This window comes from Mesorhizobium sp. (assembly GCF_965229135.1).
GTDB lineage: Bacteria > Pseudomonadota > Alphaproteobacteria > Rhizobiales > Rhizobiaceae > Mesorhizobium.
The window spans coordinates 2,372,544-2,386,462 of sequence record NZ_OZ245860.1 but is presented as its reverse complement, the minus strand read 5'-3'; the positions used below and the strand labels follow the sequence as shown (position 1 = coordinate 2,386,462).

16 protein-coding genes are annotated in these 13,919 nt (G+C 60.2%); 11 read left to right on the top strand and 5 right to left on the bottom strand.

The window, feature by feature from the left end; all coding sequences use genetic code 11:
* Window positions 1-7 precede the first annotated feature (7 nt).
* The 7 genes from ACO07C_RS11500 (at window position 8) to ACO07C_RS11470 (ending at window position 7,022) form a co-directional block, all read left to right on the top strand.
* A complete protein-coding gene (locus ACO07C_RS11500) occupies window positions 8-1,603 on the top strand; it encodes a sugar ABC transporter ATP-binding protein (protein WP_421914291.1) in 1,596 nt (531 codons plus the stop codon).
* Entirely contained in the window at window positions 1,591-2,589 is a 999-nt protein-coding gene (locus tag ACO07C_RS11495; protein WP_421914290.1) for an ABC transporter permease, read from the top strand. Before ACO07C_RS11500 ends, ACO07C_RS11495 begins: the two co-directional genes overlap by 13 nt.
* A gap of 56 nt (window positions 2,590-2,645) precedes the next feature.
* Window positions 2,646-3,596 (top strand): substrate-binding domain-containing protein, encoded by a 951-nt coding sequence (locus tag ACO07C_RS11490; RefSeq protein WP_421914289.1) that lies wholly within the window; start codon window positions 2,646-2,648, stop codon window positions 3,594-3,596.
* Window positions 3,597-3,663: 67 nt separating this feature from the next.
* Window positions 3,664-4,257 carry a DJ-1/PfpI family protein gene (locus ACO07C_RS11485; protein WP_421914288.1) on the top strand — a complete coding sequence of 198 codons (594 nt, stop codon included), beginning with the start codon at window positions 3,664-3,666 and terminating at the stop codon, window positions 4,255-4,257.
* Between the two features lie 471 nt (window positions 4,258-4,728).
* On the top strand, window positions 4,729-5,043 hold the full coding sequence (locus tag ACO07C_RS11480) for a co-chaperone GroES (protein WP_421914287.1): 315 nt from the start codon (window positions 4,729-4,731) through the stop codon (window positions 5,041-5,043).
* Window positions 5,044-5,100: 57 nt separating this feature from the next.
* A complete protein-coding gene (gene groL / locus ACO07C_RS11475; RefSeq protein ID WP_421914286.1) occupies window positions 5,101-6,729 on the top strand; it encodes a chaperonin GroEL in 1,629 nt (542 codons plus the stop codon).
* A gap of 68 nt (window positions 6,730-6,797) precedes the next feature.
* Window positions 6,798-7,022 (top strand): hypothetical protein, encoded by a 225-nt coding sequence (locus ACO07C_RS11470; protein ID WP_421914285.1) that lies wholly within the window; start codon window positions 6,798-6,800, stop codon window positions 7,020-7,022.
* A gap of 243 nt (window positions 7,023-7,265) precedes the next feature.
* Here ACO07C_RS11470 and ACO07C_RS11465 read toward each other — a convergent pair whose 3' ends face one another.
* A complete protein-coding gene (locus ACO07C_RS11465) occupies window positions 7,266-8,117 on the bottom strand; it encodes an MEDS domain-containing protein (RefSeq protein WP_421914284.1) in 852 nt (283 codons plus the stop codon).
* A gap of 91 nt (window positions 8,118-8,208) precedes the next feature.
* On the opposite strand from ACO07C_RS11465, the gene ACO07C_RS11460 reads away from it, so the two are divergent.
* A complete protein-coding gene (locus ACO07C_RS11460; RefSeq protein WP_421914283.1) occupies window positions 8,209-10,011 on the top strand; it encodes a putative bifunctional diguanylate cyclase/phosphodiesterase in 1,803 nt (600 codons plus the stop codon).
* A gap of 181 nt (window positions 10,012-10,192) precedes the next feature.
* On the opposite strand, the gene ACO07C_RS11455 is transcribed toward ACO07C_RS11460, so the two are convergent.
* The 3 genes from ACO07C_RS11455 to ACO07C_RS11445 all read right to left on the bottom strand — a co-directional run bounded on the left by ACO07C_RS11455 (window position 10,193) and on the right by ACO07C_RS11445 (window position 11,215).
* The gene (locus ACO07C_RS11455; RefSeq protein WP_421914282.1) at window positions 10,193-10,468 is read right to left on the bottom strand and encodes a hypothetical protein; all 276 of its coding nucleotides are present in this window, start codon (window positions 10,466-10,468) and stop codon (window positions 10,193-10,195) included.
* 173 nt (window positions 10,469-10,641) lie between these two features.
* Window positions 10,642-10,851: a cold-shock protein gene (locus tag ACO07C_RS11450; RefSeq protein ID WP_123170354.1), complete on the bottom strand. Its 210-nt coding sequence runs from the start codon at window positions 10,849-10,851 to the stop codon at window positions 10,642-10,644.
* 172 nt (window positions 10,852-11,023) lie between these two features.
* Window positions 11,024-11,215: a hypothetical protein gene (locus ACO07C_RS11445; RefSeq protein ID WP_421914281.1), complete on the bottom strand. Its 192-nt coding sequence runs from the start codon at window positions 11,213-11,215 to the stop codon at window positions 11,024-11,026.
* A 255-nt stretch (window positions 11,216-11,470) separates the two neighbouring features.
* Here ACO07C_RS11445 and ACO07C_RS11440 point away from each other — a divergent pair, with 255 nt between their 5' ends.
* The 3 genes from ACO07C_RS11440 (at window position 11,471) to ACO07C_RS11430 (ending at window position 13,252) form a co-directional block, all read left to right on the top strand.
* The gene (locus ACO07C_RS11440; protein ID WP_421914280.1) at window positions 11,471-11,935 is read left to right on the top strand and encodes an Hsp20 family protein; all 465 of its coding nucleotides are present in this window, start codon (window positions 11,471-11,473) and stop codon (window positions 11,933-11,935) included.
* A 74-nt stretch (window positions 11,936-12,009) separates the two neighbouring features.
* Window positions 12,010-12,489, top strand: coding sequence for a hypothetical protein (locus tag ACO07C_RS11435; protein WP_421914279.1), 480 nt, complete (start codon window positions 12,010-12,012; stop codon window positions 12,487-12,489).
* A 460-nt stretch (window positions 12,490-12,949) separates the two neighbouring features.
* Window positions 12,950-13,252: a hypothetical protein gene (locus ACO07C_RS11430; protein ID WP_421914278.1), complete on the top strand. Its 303-nt coding sequence runs from the start codon at window positions 12,950-12,952 to the stop codon at window positions 13,250-13,252.
* 187 nt (window positions 13,253-13,439) lie between these two features.
* On the opposite strand, the gene ACO07C_RS11425 is transcribed toward ACO07C_RS11430, so the two are convergent.
* The gene (locus ACO07C_RS11425) at window positions 13,440-13,844 is read right to left on the bottom strand and encodes a host attachment family protein (RefSeq protein WP_421914277.1); all 405 of its coding nucleotides are present in this window, start codon (window positions 13,842-13,844) and stop codon (window positions 13,440-13,442) included.
* Window positions 13,845-13,919: the final 75 nt, after the last annotated feature.

Here is a 13,919-nt window from a genome sequence, read left to right as displayed (position 1 = left end):
GGAACCGATGTCCATCGCCGCCAACATAACGGGGGAGGGAGGGAGGACGTTGCCGCAAGGCGACGGCCGGAGTGCCCTGGAGCCGGTGCTGCGCGCCGAACGCCTGTCGAAACAATACGGGCCCGTGACCGTGCTGTCGGACGTCATTCTAGACGTCCTGCCTGGAGAGATTCACGCCATCATCGGCGAGAACGGAGCCGGCAAGTCGACATTGATGCGGCTCCTGTCCGGCTATGTCGAGCCGACAAGCGGCGCATTGTCGATGGCCGGCCATCCGGTGAAATTCACCAGGCCCAGCCAGGCACAGGAAGCCGGTATCGCGCTGGTCCATCAGGAGATCCTGCTCGCCGAGGCGCTCACTGTGACGGACAATCTGTTTCTCGGGCGCGAGCTTTCGCGTGGGCCCATCGTGGACGACCGCACAATGCGGCGCATGGCTGTCGAGAAGCTGGCGCGGATCGGCTGCACGGTCTCGCCGACGGCACTGGTGCGCGATATCTCCCTGGCTGATAGGCAGATGGTGCAGATCGCCCGCGCGCTGCTCGACGACTACAAAGTGGTGATCTTCGACGAACCCACCGCCGTGCTGACCGGTGGGGAAGTCGAACGGCTGCTTGAGATCGTGCTGCAATTGAAGGCGCATGGCACCGCGGTGCTCTATATCAGCCACCGCCTGGACGAGGTGCAGCGGGTCGCCGACAAGGTCACGGTGCTGCGCGACGGCAAGATGGTCGGCACCTATCCCGGCAAGACGCTGAGCCAGATGGACATGGCGCGGCTGATGGTCGGCCGCGAACTGGCAACGCTTTATCCAGAGAAAACCACGGCGCCTTCGAACGTGCCGATGCTGAGCGTCAGGAACGCGACCGTTCCAGGCCATGCGCAGGATGTCTCCTTCACGGTCCACAAGGGTGAGATCCTGGGCTTTGCCGGCATGGTCGGCGCCGGGCGAACCGAACTGTTTGAGGGCATAATCGGCCTGCGTCCAGCGACCGCGACGGTCGAACTTGAAGGCAAGCCGCTACACTTCCCTTCGCAGCGCGCCGCGATCGACGCCGGGATCGGTTATCTGACAGAGGACCGCAAAGGCAAGGGCCTGCTGCTGCAGGAACGCCTGGCACCCAATCTGACGCTCTCCGCGCTCGGTGTATTCCATCCGGGCCTCTCGATGGCCATCCGCCGCGAAGCGATGGCCTTGGAGAACGCCGTCGAAACCTACGATATCAGGGTGAAAAGCCTCAGCGCCAAGGCGGGCCAGCTCTCGGGCGGCAACCAGCAGAAGCTCCTGCTGGCCAAGGTGCTTTTGACCAATCCATCGGTGGTCATCATCGACGAGCCGACACGCGGCATCGACATCGCCAACAAGGCGCAGATCTACGCCTTCATCCAGGGCCTCGTCGCCAGGGGCAAGGCATGCATCGTCATCTCTTCCGAGATGCAGGAACTGATCGGCATCTGCGATCGCATCCTGGTGATGCGCGAGGGGCGCATCACCGGCGAGGTCAGCGGCGCCGAAATGACCGAAAGCAATGTGGCGCTGCTGGCAACCAGTGGCGCCAAACCAAGGCCAAAAGCCAAGGAAGGACCAGAATGGCTGTCATGACCGGATCCGCATCCACACGTCGCTTCAGTGACCTGAACCTCACCTGGACCGACGTCGGACCCTTCCTGGCATTGGCTGCCCTGCTGGTGGCGGGCTTTCTTGTCAATCCGGACTTTCTCTCCGCCACCAACCTTGCCAACGTCATCACCCGCAGCTCCTTCATCGCCATCATCGCGGTCGGTGCGACGTTCGTGATATCGTCGGGCGGGCTCGATCTTTCCGTGGGCTCGATGGCCGCCTTCATCACCGGCATCACCATCATGTTCATGAACGCGGTGGCGCCGTATGCCGGTGTCTGGGCCATTCCCGCCGGAATGGTGGTGGCGATCCTGGTTGGGCTGATGTGTGGGCTCGCCAACGGACTGATCGTCACGGTTGGCCGGATCGAGCCGTTCATCGCGACGCTCGGCACGATGGGAATTTTCCGGGCTCTTATAACCTATCTGACCGACGGCGGCACGATCCCGATCGACCGGTCGCTGCGTGATGCCTACCGTCCCGTCTACTTCGGCACGGTCGCAGGCATCCCGGTCCCGATCCTGATATCCGTCGCGGTCGCCGCGGTCGCGTCCTTCGTTCTCTACAAGATGAAATACGGGCGCAAATGCGCGGCCGTCGGCGCCAACGAGGATGTCGCCCGCTATTCCGGCATCTCGGTCATCAAGACCCGCACCATCGCCTATATCGTCCAGGGCATCTGCGTGGCGATCGCCGCCATCTGCTACGTGCCGCGCCTGGGCGCTGCCACGCCGACCACCGGTCAGCTTTGGGAATTGCAGGTCATCACCGCCGTGGTGATCGGTGGCACCGCGTTGCGCGGCGGCAAGGGCCATGTGTGGGGAACGGTCGCCGGCGCGGTCATCCTGGAACTCATCGCCAACCTCATGGTGCTGTCGGACTTCGTCTCCGAATATCTGGTGGCCGCCGTCCAGGGCGTCATCATCATCATCGCCATGCTCATCCAGCGGTTTTCGAATTCGAAATAGCCCCGCGTCCGGACCACGCGGGAGCCAGGTTTTTGTAGGTCCAATGGGAGAAGACAATGTTCAGTAAAAAATGGATCGCGGCGGCCGCCCTCGGCTCGCTGCTCCTGGCCGGACAGGCCATGGCGCAAGACAAGAAGGTCATTGCGGTGTCGATACCGGCGGCCGACCACGGCTGGACGGCGGGCGTGGTCTACCATGCCCAGCAGGCTGCCAAGGAAGTCAATGCCGCTTTCCCGGGCATGGAAGTGGTCGTCAAGACGTCGCCATCGGCAGCGCAGCAGGTCAGCGCGCTCGAGGATCTGTCCGCCAGCCGCAAACTGGATGCCTTGGTCATCCTGCCTTACAGTTCGGAGGAACTCACCCAGCCGGTCAAGGCCATCAAGGATGCGGGGACCTTCATCACCGTCGTCGACCGGGGCCTGACCGACTCCTCGATCCAGGACCTCTATCTCGCCGGTGACAACATCGCGGTTGGCGCGAACACCGCGAAGTTCATGATCGACAAGCTCGGCGGCAAGGGCGACCTCGTGGTGCTGCGTGGCATTCCGACCGTCATTGACGACGAGCGTATCAAAGGCTTCCAGGATACGATCAAGGGCACCGGCCTGAAGGTGCTGGACATTCAATATGCCCATTGGAACAGCGACGAGGCATTCAAGCTCATGCAGGACTACCTGGCCAAGTACCCGCACATCGATGCGGTCTGGGCCAATGACGATGACATGCTGCTTGGCGTGCTCGAGGCCGTGAAGCAGTCGGGCAGGACCGACATCAAGCTGGCGCTTGGCGGCAACGGCATGAAGGATATCGTGAAGAAGGTGATCGATGGCGACGCGATGACGCCGGTCGAGACGCCGTACCCGCCGTCGATGATCAAGACGGCGATCTACATGACCGTCGCCAATCTGATCGGTCAGGCGCCCGTGCGCGGCACGGTGAAGCTCGATGCGCCTCTGATCACCCAGGCCAACGCCAAGGAGTACTATTTCCCGGACTCGCCGTTCTGACCGGACCCGATTTCAAAAAAGCGCGGGGCGCGATCGCGCCTTGCCCCCAGGAATGAGAGGAAAAGCCATGCCAGGCAAAAAGATACTGATGCTGACCGGTGAGTTCACCGAGGAATACGAAATCTTCGTCTATCAACAGGCGATGGAAGCCGTAGGCCATACGATCCATGTCGTGTGCCCCGACAAGAACGCCGGAGATCGGATCAAGACGTCGCTGCACGACTTCGAGGGCGACCAGACCTACACCGAAAAACTCGGTCACTACCAGTTGATCAACAAGACGTTTTCCGAGGCGGAAAGGCAGCTCGATCAATATGATGCCGTCTACTGCGCGGGTGGGCGCGGGCCGGAATACATCCGCACCGACAAGCGCATCCAGGCCATGGTGCGTCACTTCCATGAGGCGAAAAAGCCCATTTTCACGATCTGCCACGGCGTGCAGATCCTGATTGCGGTGGACGGTGTCGTGCGTGGAAAGAAAGTCGCAGCGCTGGCGGCGTGCGAGCCGGAGGTTACGCTGGCGGGCGGTACCTATATCGACCTGTCGCCGACCGACGCCTACGTGGATGGAACGATGGTTTCAGCCAAAGGATGGACCGCGCTTGCCGCCTTCATCCGTGAATGCCTGAAGGTTCTGGGCACACAGATCCACCACGCATGATACGCAAAGGCCGGCGCGACAAACGCGCCGGCCTTTGCATGATGACAGCATCCTCGATGATCTGCATCCGAGTGTTCGCTTTCGGCGCAACATCGCCGACATTGCGGTGTGGAAGCCTATCGAAGGTCGAAAGAGTGTCAGCCCGATCACCGGGCTCTGGCTCGGATCCAATCAAAAGCGCGCTCTCCCGCGATTGGTGGGGCTTGCCGAGAATGTGTCAAACGCAACTTCCATGGCATCACGCGCGAGCCCGGCGCACGTGATCGATGGTTCGTCAAAACGGGACGTTTGGCACTCTCCCACTTTGAGTGCCATTTTTTCTTCCGAGCCCTTGAAACCGAAAAATCGCAAAACTAGCTCGTATGCGCGCGCGATGCCTGACCAAGGGTCGCCGCGTCCCGCGCCGGCCCGATATTGCCGGTCCGGTGCGGAGGAACCGCAACAATCTGTTTGTCCAAAGAGGAGAACGACATGGCGTTCCGTCCATTGCATGACCGTATCCTGGTTCGCCGCATCGAAGCCGAGGAAAAGACCGCGGGCGGCATCATCATTCCCGATACCGCCAAGGAGAAGCCGCAGGAAGGCGAGGTTCTCGCCGTCGGTCCCGGCGCGCGGGATGAGAGCGGCAAGCTGACAGAGCTCGACGTGAGGGTCGGCGACCGCGTCCTGTTCGGCAAATGGTCCGGCACCGAGATCAGGCTCGATGGCCAGGATCTGCTCATCATGAAGGAAAGCGACGTGATGGGCGTGATCGAACAGGCCGCCCAGGTGAGGAAGGCCGCCTGACGGCTTGTCCGAAATCCAACCAGTCAACGAATGCTGCCTAGAGAAAGGAGTGATCCAATGGCTGCCAAAGAGGTGAAATTTCATACCGAAGCCCGCGAGAAGATGTTGCGCGGTGTCGACATCCTCGCCAATGCGGTGAAGGTCACGCTCGGCCCCAAGGGCCGTAACGTCGTCATCGACAAGTCGTTTGGCGCACCGCGCATTACCAAGGACGGCGTCACCGTCGCCAAGGAGATCGAACTCGAGGACAAGTTCGAGAACATGGGCGCGCAGATGGTGCGCGAAGTGGCCTCCAAGACAAATGACCTCGCCGGCGACGGCACCACGACGGCGACTGTTCTTGCCCAGGCCATCGTAAAGGAAGGCGCCAAGGCTGTGGCCTCGGGCATGAACCCGATGGACCTGAAGCGCGGCATCGACAAGGCGGTGGAGGCCGTGGTTGCCGAGCTGAAGGCCAAGGCCCGCAAGGTCACCAGGAACGATGAGATCGCGCAGGTCGGCACCATTTCAGCCAATGGCGATGCGGAGATCGGACGCTTTCTCGCGGAGGCCATGGAAAAAGTCGGCAATGACGGCGTCATCACCGTCGAGGAGGCCAAGACCGCCGAGACCGAGCTCGAAGTGGTCGAAGGCATGCAGTTCGACCGCGGCTATCTCTCGCCCTATTTCATCACGAACCAGGACAAGATGCGCGTCGAGCTCGAAGAGCCCTATGTACTGATTCACGAGAAGAAGCTGTCGAACCTGCAGGCGCTGCTTCCGGTGCTTGAAGCCGTGGTGCAATCCGGCAAGCCGCTGCTGATCATCGCCGAGGATGTCGAGGGCGAGGCGCTCGCCACGCTCGTCGTCAACAGACTGCGAGGTGGCCTCAAGGTCGCGGCCGTCAAGGCGCCGGGCTTCGGCGACCGCCGCAAGGCCATGCTGGAAGATATCGCCATCCTTACCGGCGGCACCGCGATTTCCGAAGACCTCGGCATCAAACTGGAGAACGTAACACTGCAGATGCTCGGCCGCGCCAAGAAGGCGGTGATCGAGAAGGAGAATACCACCCTCGTTGACGGTGTTGGCCGCAAGGAAGAAATCCAGGGCCGCGTTGCACAGATCAGGGCGCAGATCGAGGAGACCACGTCGGATTATGACCGGGAAAAGCTGCAGGAGCGCCTGGCCAAGCTTGCCGGCGGTGTCGCCGTGATCCGCGTCGGCGGCTCGACCGAAGTCGAGGTCAAGGAGCGAAAAGACCGCGTCGACGATGCGCTCCACGCCACGAGGGCGGCGGTCGAGGAGGGCGTATTGCCCGGTGGCGGTGTCGCGCTGCTGCGAGCCGCCAAGGCGCTCGACAGCGTGCAGGTCGACAATGCCGACCAGAAGACCGGCGTCGAGATCGTGCGCCGCGCCATCGAGACGCCGGTGCGCCAGATCGCCGAGAATGCAGGCGCCGAAGGGTCGATCATCGTCGGCAAGCTGCGCGAGAAGGCCGAGTTTGGTTGGGGCTGGAACGCCCAGACCAACGAATTCGGCGACCTCTATGGCCAGGGCGTGATCGATCCGGCCAAGGTGGTGCGCACGGCCCTTCAGGACGCCGCCTCCGTCGCCGGCCTGTTGGTCACGACCGAGGCGATGGTTGCCGAGAAGCCGAAAAAGGCAACCGCCCCGGCCATGCCTGCGGGCGCCGGCATGGACTTCTGAGATTTCTGTCGGACCGCCCGCTCCCCTCAAGGGGAGCGGGCAACAGGCGGTGAACAGCGGAGACGGATATGGATACGAAGGCTGGCCTTGGAACGGTGCCGGCGCCGACACACGATGCAAGGGAGTTCCTGGCCTACGAAACCGAATGCAGGAGCGTGCTGAAGCCGATGTTGGCGGGGCTGCTCGACTTGGCCGAGGCCGCCGGCTGGAGCCGGCGCACCGCGGCGTCAACCCTGATGTTCCTGGCCGCGCAGCAGGTGTCGGCCACTGCCGGCTCTTCCGGCGACGGCTGAAAGCCGGGATCCTGCGCAGGTGAGACGAGGCATGCACCGGTCTCGGTTTCCGTGCCCGTTTAGCTGCCTTCTGCATTCCACCCCGTTGACCAGAGACAATGTCGGCCATCTCGGTTCGCCCATGGCGCATATCCGGAAACGTATCGCATAGCGCTGTTTTGCCGCCCAAAAAACAGCATTCTCAGGCCGCGCTGGACAGTCCTCCGCCCAGCCTCCCAAAGCGAGAGCGAGGCCGAAATCGTGCTACTCGCCAAGAACCATGCGCAAGAGGTGGACCGTACTTCGTGCGTTGGTTTTCTTGAGGAGATTGGCCCTGTGGAACTCGACCGTTCGCGGCGCAATTCCCAGGGCGCGGGCAATCTCCTTGCTTGAATAACCCCTGACGATCTGGGCGAGCACGACACGCTCGCGGGCTGTGAAAGCGGCATGGCCGGTGTCCGAAAGGACATCCAGCGCGCCATTCAGCTTCCTGATTTCCTGCTTGGCGGCCTGAAGCTCCGGCGTCTCGAGGAATTCCCATTCACCCTTTCGCCGGGTGATGGTGAATTGGTGGGCGCGCGCGACATCGAGCAGGTCCACTGCCCTGCTTTTCGATAGCGAATACGTGCACAAAACGACCATCTTCTGGCCTGCCAGCGACCGGTCGAGTTCATGCTCATATTGGCAAAACTCCTTCCAGTGGCTCGTCCCCATCCAGAATGCGTTACCGCTCACTCTCATCCCGGAGAAGCCCTGTTCCAAGGCCGCGCGCAGCTTTTCATTCCAGCCGCCGGTGATGCGCTGCATGTCGAACTCGCCGCCCGGAAGGTACCAGTCAGTGCCGGGGATCATCTCCATCTGGCCGGCCAACAGGCGTGTATCGATGTCGGGGATGGACTGCCGCAACGCATCCGTCGCGGTCTCCGCGTCGATTGGATCGGATACCGCCCAGATGCAGAATTCGTTGCCCTCCAGGCCAGCCGCGAAATAGGAAGCATTGGTGGCAAGCAGGTCCTGTTCCGCTTCGTAGAAGACGCAGATATGTGTGCCCCAGTTTATCTCGCCCATGACGCGGATGCCGGACTTGCGCGGCGCATAGGCAGCCTCATCGCTCATGTCGACGCCACTTTCCGGATGCACGAGTATTTCACGGACCCGCTGGATCGGTCGCGGCCCACGCTGCCTCTACATTCCGCTACGGAACCTGATGATCGTACCAGTAGAATGTGCGCGGCAGCTGACCCTTTATGGGGCGTGCACCTCCAGAGAGGCTATCAGCTGTGGCGCCGACATGACAGAGATTTTCAAGGCCGGGTTTGGCAGTCTGATCCGCACCTCCGCGGCCGATAGCCCGCGCCGCTCAGGCATGCCGGAAGCAATCGTGGCCCGGCTACCCGATCTATCAAGGGATGGTTTGGCCATCAGCGATCTGCGTGAAAGGGGGATGGCGCTGATCTACGTCAACAGCGCTTTCCAGGACATCACCGGCTATTCCAGTGACGAACTGATAGGGAGAAACTGCCGCTTCCTGCAAGGCAGCGATCGCCTCCAACCCGAAATCCAGTTCATCCGCGACGCAATCGCCCGGCGTACGGATGTCGCCGTAACGCTGAAGAATTACCGCAAGGACGGTCGCTGGTTCTGGAACGAACTCCAGCTTGCGGCCATCAGCGTCGCTGGTGGCGAGCCGACGCACTATGTCGGACTGATCCGGGACGTGACGGCGAGCAGAGCCGCCGCGGCCCAGATTGCCCATAGCAACCGCGCCGACATGCTCACCGGCGCGCTCAACAGATATGCTTTCGTCGAGGACGTCGACGTCCTTCTAAGTAAAGGGGAAGGGCCGATCCTGATTGCCAAGATCGACATGGCGCGGTTCCATGACATCAACGAAGGTTACGGATATGACGTTGGCGACCAGGTGCTGATGCAGATCGCCCGACGGCTGACCAACACTGGCGCGGCATTGGTCTGCCGCACGGGATCTAATGAGTTTGCGCTCGCCCAGCCTCTAAGCCATGCCGACGAGGCTCGATCAACAATTGAAAGGATCCGGCAGACCTTGGCGCCGCAATATCTCGTTGCGGGCGCAACGATCAGGATACGTTTCGCAATGGGCTATGTCGTTGGCAACCAAACGACAGACGCCATAACGCTGGTTCGTCGTGCCGGTGCCGCTTTGCATCGGTCGAAGGCGTCCGCGTTCCTCGATGTTTGCGCATTCAGCTCCGAGGACGATAGACGCGCCCGAAATCGACTGCGAATGACCAGCGAAATGCAGCAGGCCCTGGAACATGACGAGTTCGATTTTCACTACCAGCCGCAGGTCGAGCTTTCCACGGGAGCCCTTGTCGGTGCTGAAGCCCTGTTGAGATGGCACCATGGCCTCTTTGGGGTCCAGTCGCCGGACAAGTTCGTCGGCCATGCCGAAGATACGGGGCTCATACTCGACATTGGCGCCCGTGGTCTACGCACCGTCGCGAACTTTGCCGCGCGCGTCAACAGGGACCGGCAAGTGCCGATAGTCTTCTCGTTCAACGTTTCGCCGATCGAGTTCAAGCTTCGCGACATGCCGAAACTTGTCTCCAGCGTGCTCACGGCGAGCGGTGCTGATGCCGCATGGATCAAGCTGGAGCTAACCGAGAGCTTGATGGTCGAGAGTTCCGCGGAAATGCTGTCGATCATGAGAAATTTGCGCGAACTGGGCGTCGGCCTATCGATCGATGATTTCGGCACCGGTTACGCAAATCTGCGCTATCTCGAGGATTTCCCCCTGACGGAAATCAAGATCGATCGTGGTTTCGTCAAAGGGCTGGCACAAAGCCGATCCAAGCGGGTCATCATTGAGTCCATCATCCGGATTTCCAGGGAACTCGGCTTTCATGTCGTCGCCGAGGGAATAGAGACCGAAGTGGAACGCACGCTCTTGCGCGACATGGGCTGCGATATCGGGCAAGGATTCCTGCTCGGTCGGCCGGTCGACGCTGCAGGATTTGAAACGCTGGTTTGAGATCTCGCGTGACCGGATGGCAGCGGTTGCCTTGCGCTGGATGTAAAGGCCTTGCGATACGGCCGGAGAAGGTCGTGGGTCACCCTGGCGTCGGTCGCCCCCCAAGGAGGGTCTTCTGCGAGCAGCTCGAAGGCATGACGCTGTGGGCGGGTGGCCCTGGCCTAAGGCGTCATCAAATGTACTAAGCCCGGTCGAACGTGAAGGATGTAAGAAGCGTGGTGACGAAATTGCTCGCCTTTTCCTTGACGAGAGTCTCTGTCCATTCGTCGGTTCCACGCAGCATCAGCCCGGTGTAAATGCTGTCCACCGCGGCCTCTTCGATGCGTTTGATGTGTGACTTGAACGCAGCTTCGCCGTCCGTCCTGTAAATATCCCGGACAATCATTCGCAGGATTTCCTGGATGGCGATTTGCCAGGCGGTGTTGATTGTCTGGAGCTCGTTCGTCTTTTCGGTCATCCGGGATCTCCTTGATCGTCACGGCCATCGACAAGGTGTGGCGACACGCGCGCAACCTTGAACGGGCCGGTCGGCCGGACATAAAAAAAGGCCAGGCAACCTGCCTGACCTCGCTTGGTCTCATGCTTTCAACAGTGCCAGTACATCCGTGGTCAAAGGAAAGCTGAATCCGATCAGACGGCCTGCAGGTTGCAGGCTGACATCTTGCCCGACTTGCTGTCGCGCTCCATTTCGTAGCCGATCTTCTGACCTTCGACGATTTCGCGCATTCCGGCGCGCTCGACGGCAGAGATATGAACGAAGGCGTCGGCGCCGCCATTGTCAGGCTGAATGAAGCCGAAGCCCTTGGTGGAATTGAACCATTTAACTGTACCAGTGGTCATGATGAACCCTTTTCATAGCAGTATTGAACGACGGCAACGCAACAGCGATGCCGTTTGTGACGATGACGATTTTGAAGGAAGGTTCGTTCAGGGCGCGGTGCCAAACGCGCGATAACCAAAGCTCAGCAAGCAATATCGACAGGCAAATTCATATCCTGCTTCCATAGCTACGTCAACTTTTGGTTTTGGAAAATGCGATTTCAACTTTTTGTTGCGTTCGCTGAAGATGCAATCCGACCGAACGCCTAAGGAATGAATTCTGCTGAGGGAAGGATAGAAACGGCCATTGAGCCATGAAGGCAGCCATACGAAATTGTCCATTGCCAAATGGCCTGACCTTGTCGAAACTCATCGCGTCGGCCATCCGGTCCTCCCGGCGGCGATGCCGCCATGCGGGCCGCGCTGCTCCGTGGCAAAGATGATATCCAGGCTGTCGTCACGCCTTCTGGCAACTGGTTTCTCACTCCATCAAGACGCATGTAAATTTTTTTGCGCGGCATCTTGAAGCTGTTTTTGAGGCTTCCCAAATCGTCTGCCGTCGAGGCTGTATGGCTCGACAAAAGGCGGCGCCGTTGGGCGGTGCCCCTTGTACCCATGTTGCTTCAAGGAGAATGTGGCTATGAGAACCTTTGACTCGCTTTATCGAACCACCATTGGATTCGATCGTCTTTTCGACATGCTCGACAACAGCGCCAGGACCGACTGGCCGCCTTACAATATCGAGAAGACAGGTGAAAACGACTACCGTATCGCCATGGCAATTGCCGGCTTCAGCTCGGAGGAGGTGGAGTTGACGCAGAATGGCCCTGAACTTGTGGTCGTCGGCCAGAAAGCCACCGACACGGAGGGGCGTCAAGTGCTGCACCAGGGCCTTGCCTTGCGCAACTTCAGACAGGTGTTCAAGCTGGCCGACCACATGAAGGTGGTGGCTGCCTCCCTTGAGAATGGCTTGCTCAGCGTCGAGATCGTACGGGAAATCCCCGAGGAACTGAAGCCTCGCCGCATCAACATCGGCCCTGGCGACGCTGTGGCGGCCAGAAAGCAGATCACGCAGGATGTCGAGAAACCGCGCAAGGTTGCCTGACACCGGGATTGCAACACTAACACTGCGGTCGCCTCCCGGCTTCGGTCGGGAGGCCTTGATTGCGGAGATTGGAGATGAAACAGCAGACTGAAACATCCCGCGCCGCAACTCGGCGCGAGAGACTTTTCGAGGGTCTTTTTTGTCTTCTCGACAGTCCTAGGGACGTGCTCAGGCATCCGCGCATGAGTGTGGACGAAAAGCGGGCCTTGCTCGCCTCATGGGCATCGGATGCCCATGCCGTCGAAAACCAGCCCACCCTACGCAAACTGGACAACGGCAAGATCGTCCCTGTCGACGATATATTGCGGTGCCTGAAGGCGCTGGATCAGGTCGGCTCCGCCGGCAAGGATCCTTCGCGTCGGGCGATGCCCTGGAACATCACCTTTGATCGCCGCGGCCGGCGTGGCAATGGATGGCTGCGCAAACGGCGCTTTACCGGCAGAGACGATGACGATGATCCGCCACCTTGCCCGGCGGCGGTATCGCCACGCGTACCCGGCGGTGGGCAAAGTGGCGCGTATATGATGTTTGAGCGCAAGCCCGCTTATGCCTGACGCATCGCCTTCCGGTTTGTGAAGGGCACAAAGAACCCGCTGCGCCGGTTCGCAGCGGGTTCGCAAGGGCTATTTTCTTTCCAGTATGGTGCCGTGGTTCGGATCGAAGGCCTGTGCGTCCAGGCCTGCTTTGACGATGATTGTGCAAACGCCCATTACCTGAGGTGCTCGACGTACTGGCCGCAATGGACGGCCGTGTGGCTTCATCATTGTCCGGGGTGTCTATCGGGACTGTCCCCGGTCTTTTCCATCCAGTTTCTGGTCGAGGCGCCTGCTGTCCATCGAAGCTCGACCATTCGGTGGAGCCTCGTCTGAATGCCCGCCCGCCGTCCTGCCGTTTCAGGACATCCGCGTGCGACCGGCGGGTCTGTGTCGTTGACTCTGGCCATGCCAAAAGCGTAAGTCGCGGTGCGCGTCACACGTCCAAGGCGCGGCACTTCACCATAAAGGTATCAAAAAAATGGACGACAAATATGCCAACGCGCGCGAGCATTTTTTCGCGGCTGTCAGGACGCTGGCAGCCTCTTCCGACAGTGTTCAAACGCGCCTGATCGACGCGAATACGAACATTATGGACGTTACGATCGATGAGTTCGATGGTGACCCGGAGCTCAAGTTCAAGTTTGCGAAAATACTGGATCTGCTTGCTGTCGATCAAGACGATATGGAAGCGGTCGCTGTTGAAACAGCCGCGCACATGACGGATTTTGAAGCGGTCAAGGTCGCCGACCTCATTTGTGACTTCTATTACGAGCTGACGTAGTTGGGCGTGACGGGCGAAGCAGCTCGGCTTCGCCCCGGCCAGTTGCAAGGACTGGCACCCCCAATCGAGACCTCGATCTTGATCCGCGCAGTGATCATCGAGTAAGCTGGCCGACCAATGGAGTTATCATGGTCAAGCCTTCATTGGGCGCTGCCGCAACAAGGCTCCGATTTTCACGCACGTCCATCTAGGCGCCAGCAATTGCCGCTTCGACCTCTTGCGCGGAATGGCCTGTGAGATCCTTGGCGATTTCGCCAATGAGCACGGCCGACAGTTTCTGATGATAGTGCTTGCGAAGTTCGCCAAGGGTTCGCGGAGCGGCGATGACAATAAGGTTGGCGATTCGCCCATCCAGGACCTGTCGGTTAAGCAACCCCGCGGTTCCTGCCGCGAAACTGTCTTCTTCGATCTGGCTGTTGTCGGGGTTGGCCGAACTGCTCACGTGACGGGCACCGGACCCCTTGTTCTCATTGGCCACATCGTCAACCACCGAGGCCGTCAGCTTCGGGTTGGCTTCGTCTCCGGAGTTGCGAAAGAGGTTGAGTTTCTCACCATCAGCCACCGCAACGGTCGCACCTTTGGGAATATTCATTCTAAGTCTCCAAAATTGCGCCAGTCGTTGGATGATCCAATTCAAAAGATATCTGGCGTCTGACTCAACGCCTCA

What these genes read in the sequence shown, in the direction of transcription:
- ACO07C_RS11500 (WP_421914291.1), top strand. Translation starts at nt 8, where the DNA reads ATGTCCATCGCCGCCAACATAACGGGGGAGGGAGGGAGGACGTTGCCG.
- ACO07C_RS11495 (WP_421914290.1), top strand. Translation starts at nt 1,591, where the DNA reads ATGGCTGTCATGACCGGATCCGCATCCACACGTCGCTTCAGTGACCTG.
- ACO07C_RS11490 (WP_421914289.1), top strand. Translation starts at nt 2,646, where the DNA reads ATGTTCAGTAAAAAATGGATCGCGGCGGCCGCCCTCGGCTCGCTGCTC.
- ACO07C_RS11485 (WP_421914288.1), top strand. Translation starts at nt 3,664, where the DNA reads ATGCCAGGCAAAAAGATACTGATGCTGACCGGTGAGTTCACCGAGGAA.
- ACO07C_RS11480 (WP_421914287.1), top strand. Translation starts at nt 4,729, where the DNA reads ATGGCGTTCCGTCCATTGCATGACCGTATCCTGGTTCGCCGCATCGAA.
- groL (WP_421914286.1), top strand. Translation starts at nt 5,101, where the DNA reads ATGGCTGCCAAAGAGGTGAAATTTCATACCGAAGCCCGCGAGAAGATG.
- ACO07C_RS11470 (WP_421914285.1), top strand. Translation starts at nt 6,798, where the DNA reads ATGGATACGAAGGCTGGCCTTGGAACGGTGCCGGCGCCGACACACGAT.
- ACO07C_RS11465 (WP_421914284.1), bottom strand. Translation starts at nt 8,117, where the DNA reads ATGAGCGATGAGGCTGCCTATGCGCCGCGCAAGTCCGGCATCCGCGTC.
- ACO07C_RS11460 (WP_421914283.1), top strand. Translation starts at nt 8,209, where the DNA reads ATGATCGTACCAGTAGAATGTGCGCGGCAGCTGACCCTTTATGGGGCG.
- ACO07C_RS11455 (WP_421914282.1), bottom strand. Translation starts at nt 10,468, where the DNA reads ATGACCGAAAAGACGAACGAGCTCCAGACAATCAACACCGCCTGGCAA.
- ACO07C_RS11450 (WP_123170354.1), bottom strand. Translation starts at nt 10,851, where the DNA reads ATGACCACTGGTACAGTTAAATGGTTCAATTCCACCAAGGGCTTCGGC.
- ACO07C_RS11445 (WP_421914281.1), bottom strand. Translation starts at nt 11,215, where the DNA reads ATGGCCGACGCGATGAGTTTCGACAAGGTCAGGCCATTTGGCAATGGA.
- ACO07C_RS11440 (WP_421914280.1), top strand. Translation starts at nt 11,471, where the DNA reads ATGAGAACCTTTGACTCGCTTTATCGAACCACCATTGGATTCGATCGT.
- ACO07C_RS11435 (WP_421914279.1), top strand. Translation starts at nt 12,010, where the DNA reads ATGAAACAGCAGACTGAAACATCCCGCGCCGCAACTCGGCGCGAGAGA.
- ACO07C_RS11430 (WP_421914278.1), top strand. Translation starts at nt 12,950, where the DNA reads ATGGACGACAAATATGCCAACGCGCGCGAGCATTTTTTCGCGGCTGTC.
- ACO07C_RS11425 (WP_421914277.1), bottom strand. Translation starts at nt 13,844, where the DNA reads ATGAATATTCCCAAAGGTGCGACCGTTGCGGTGGCTGATGGTGAGAAA.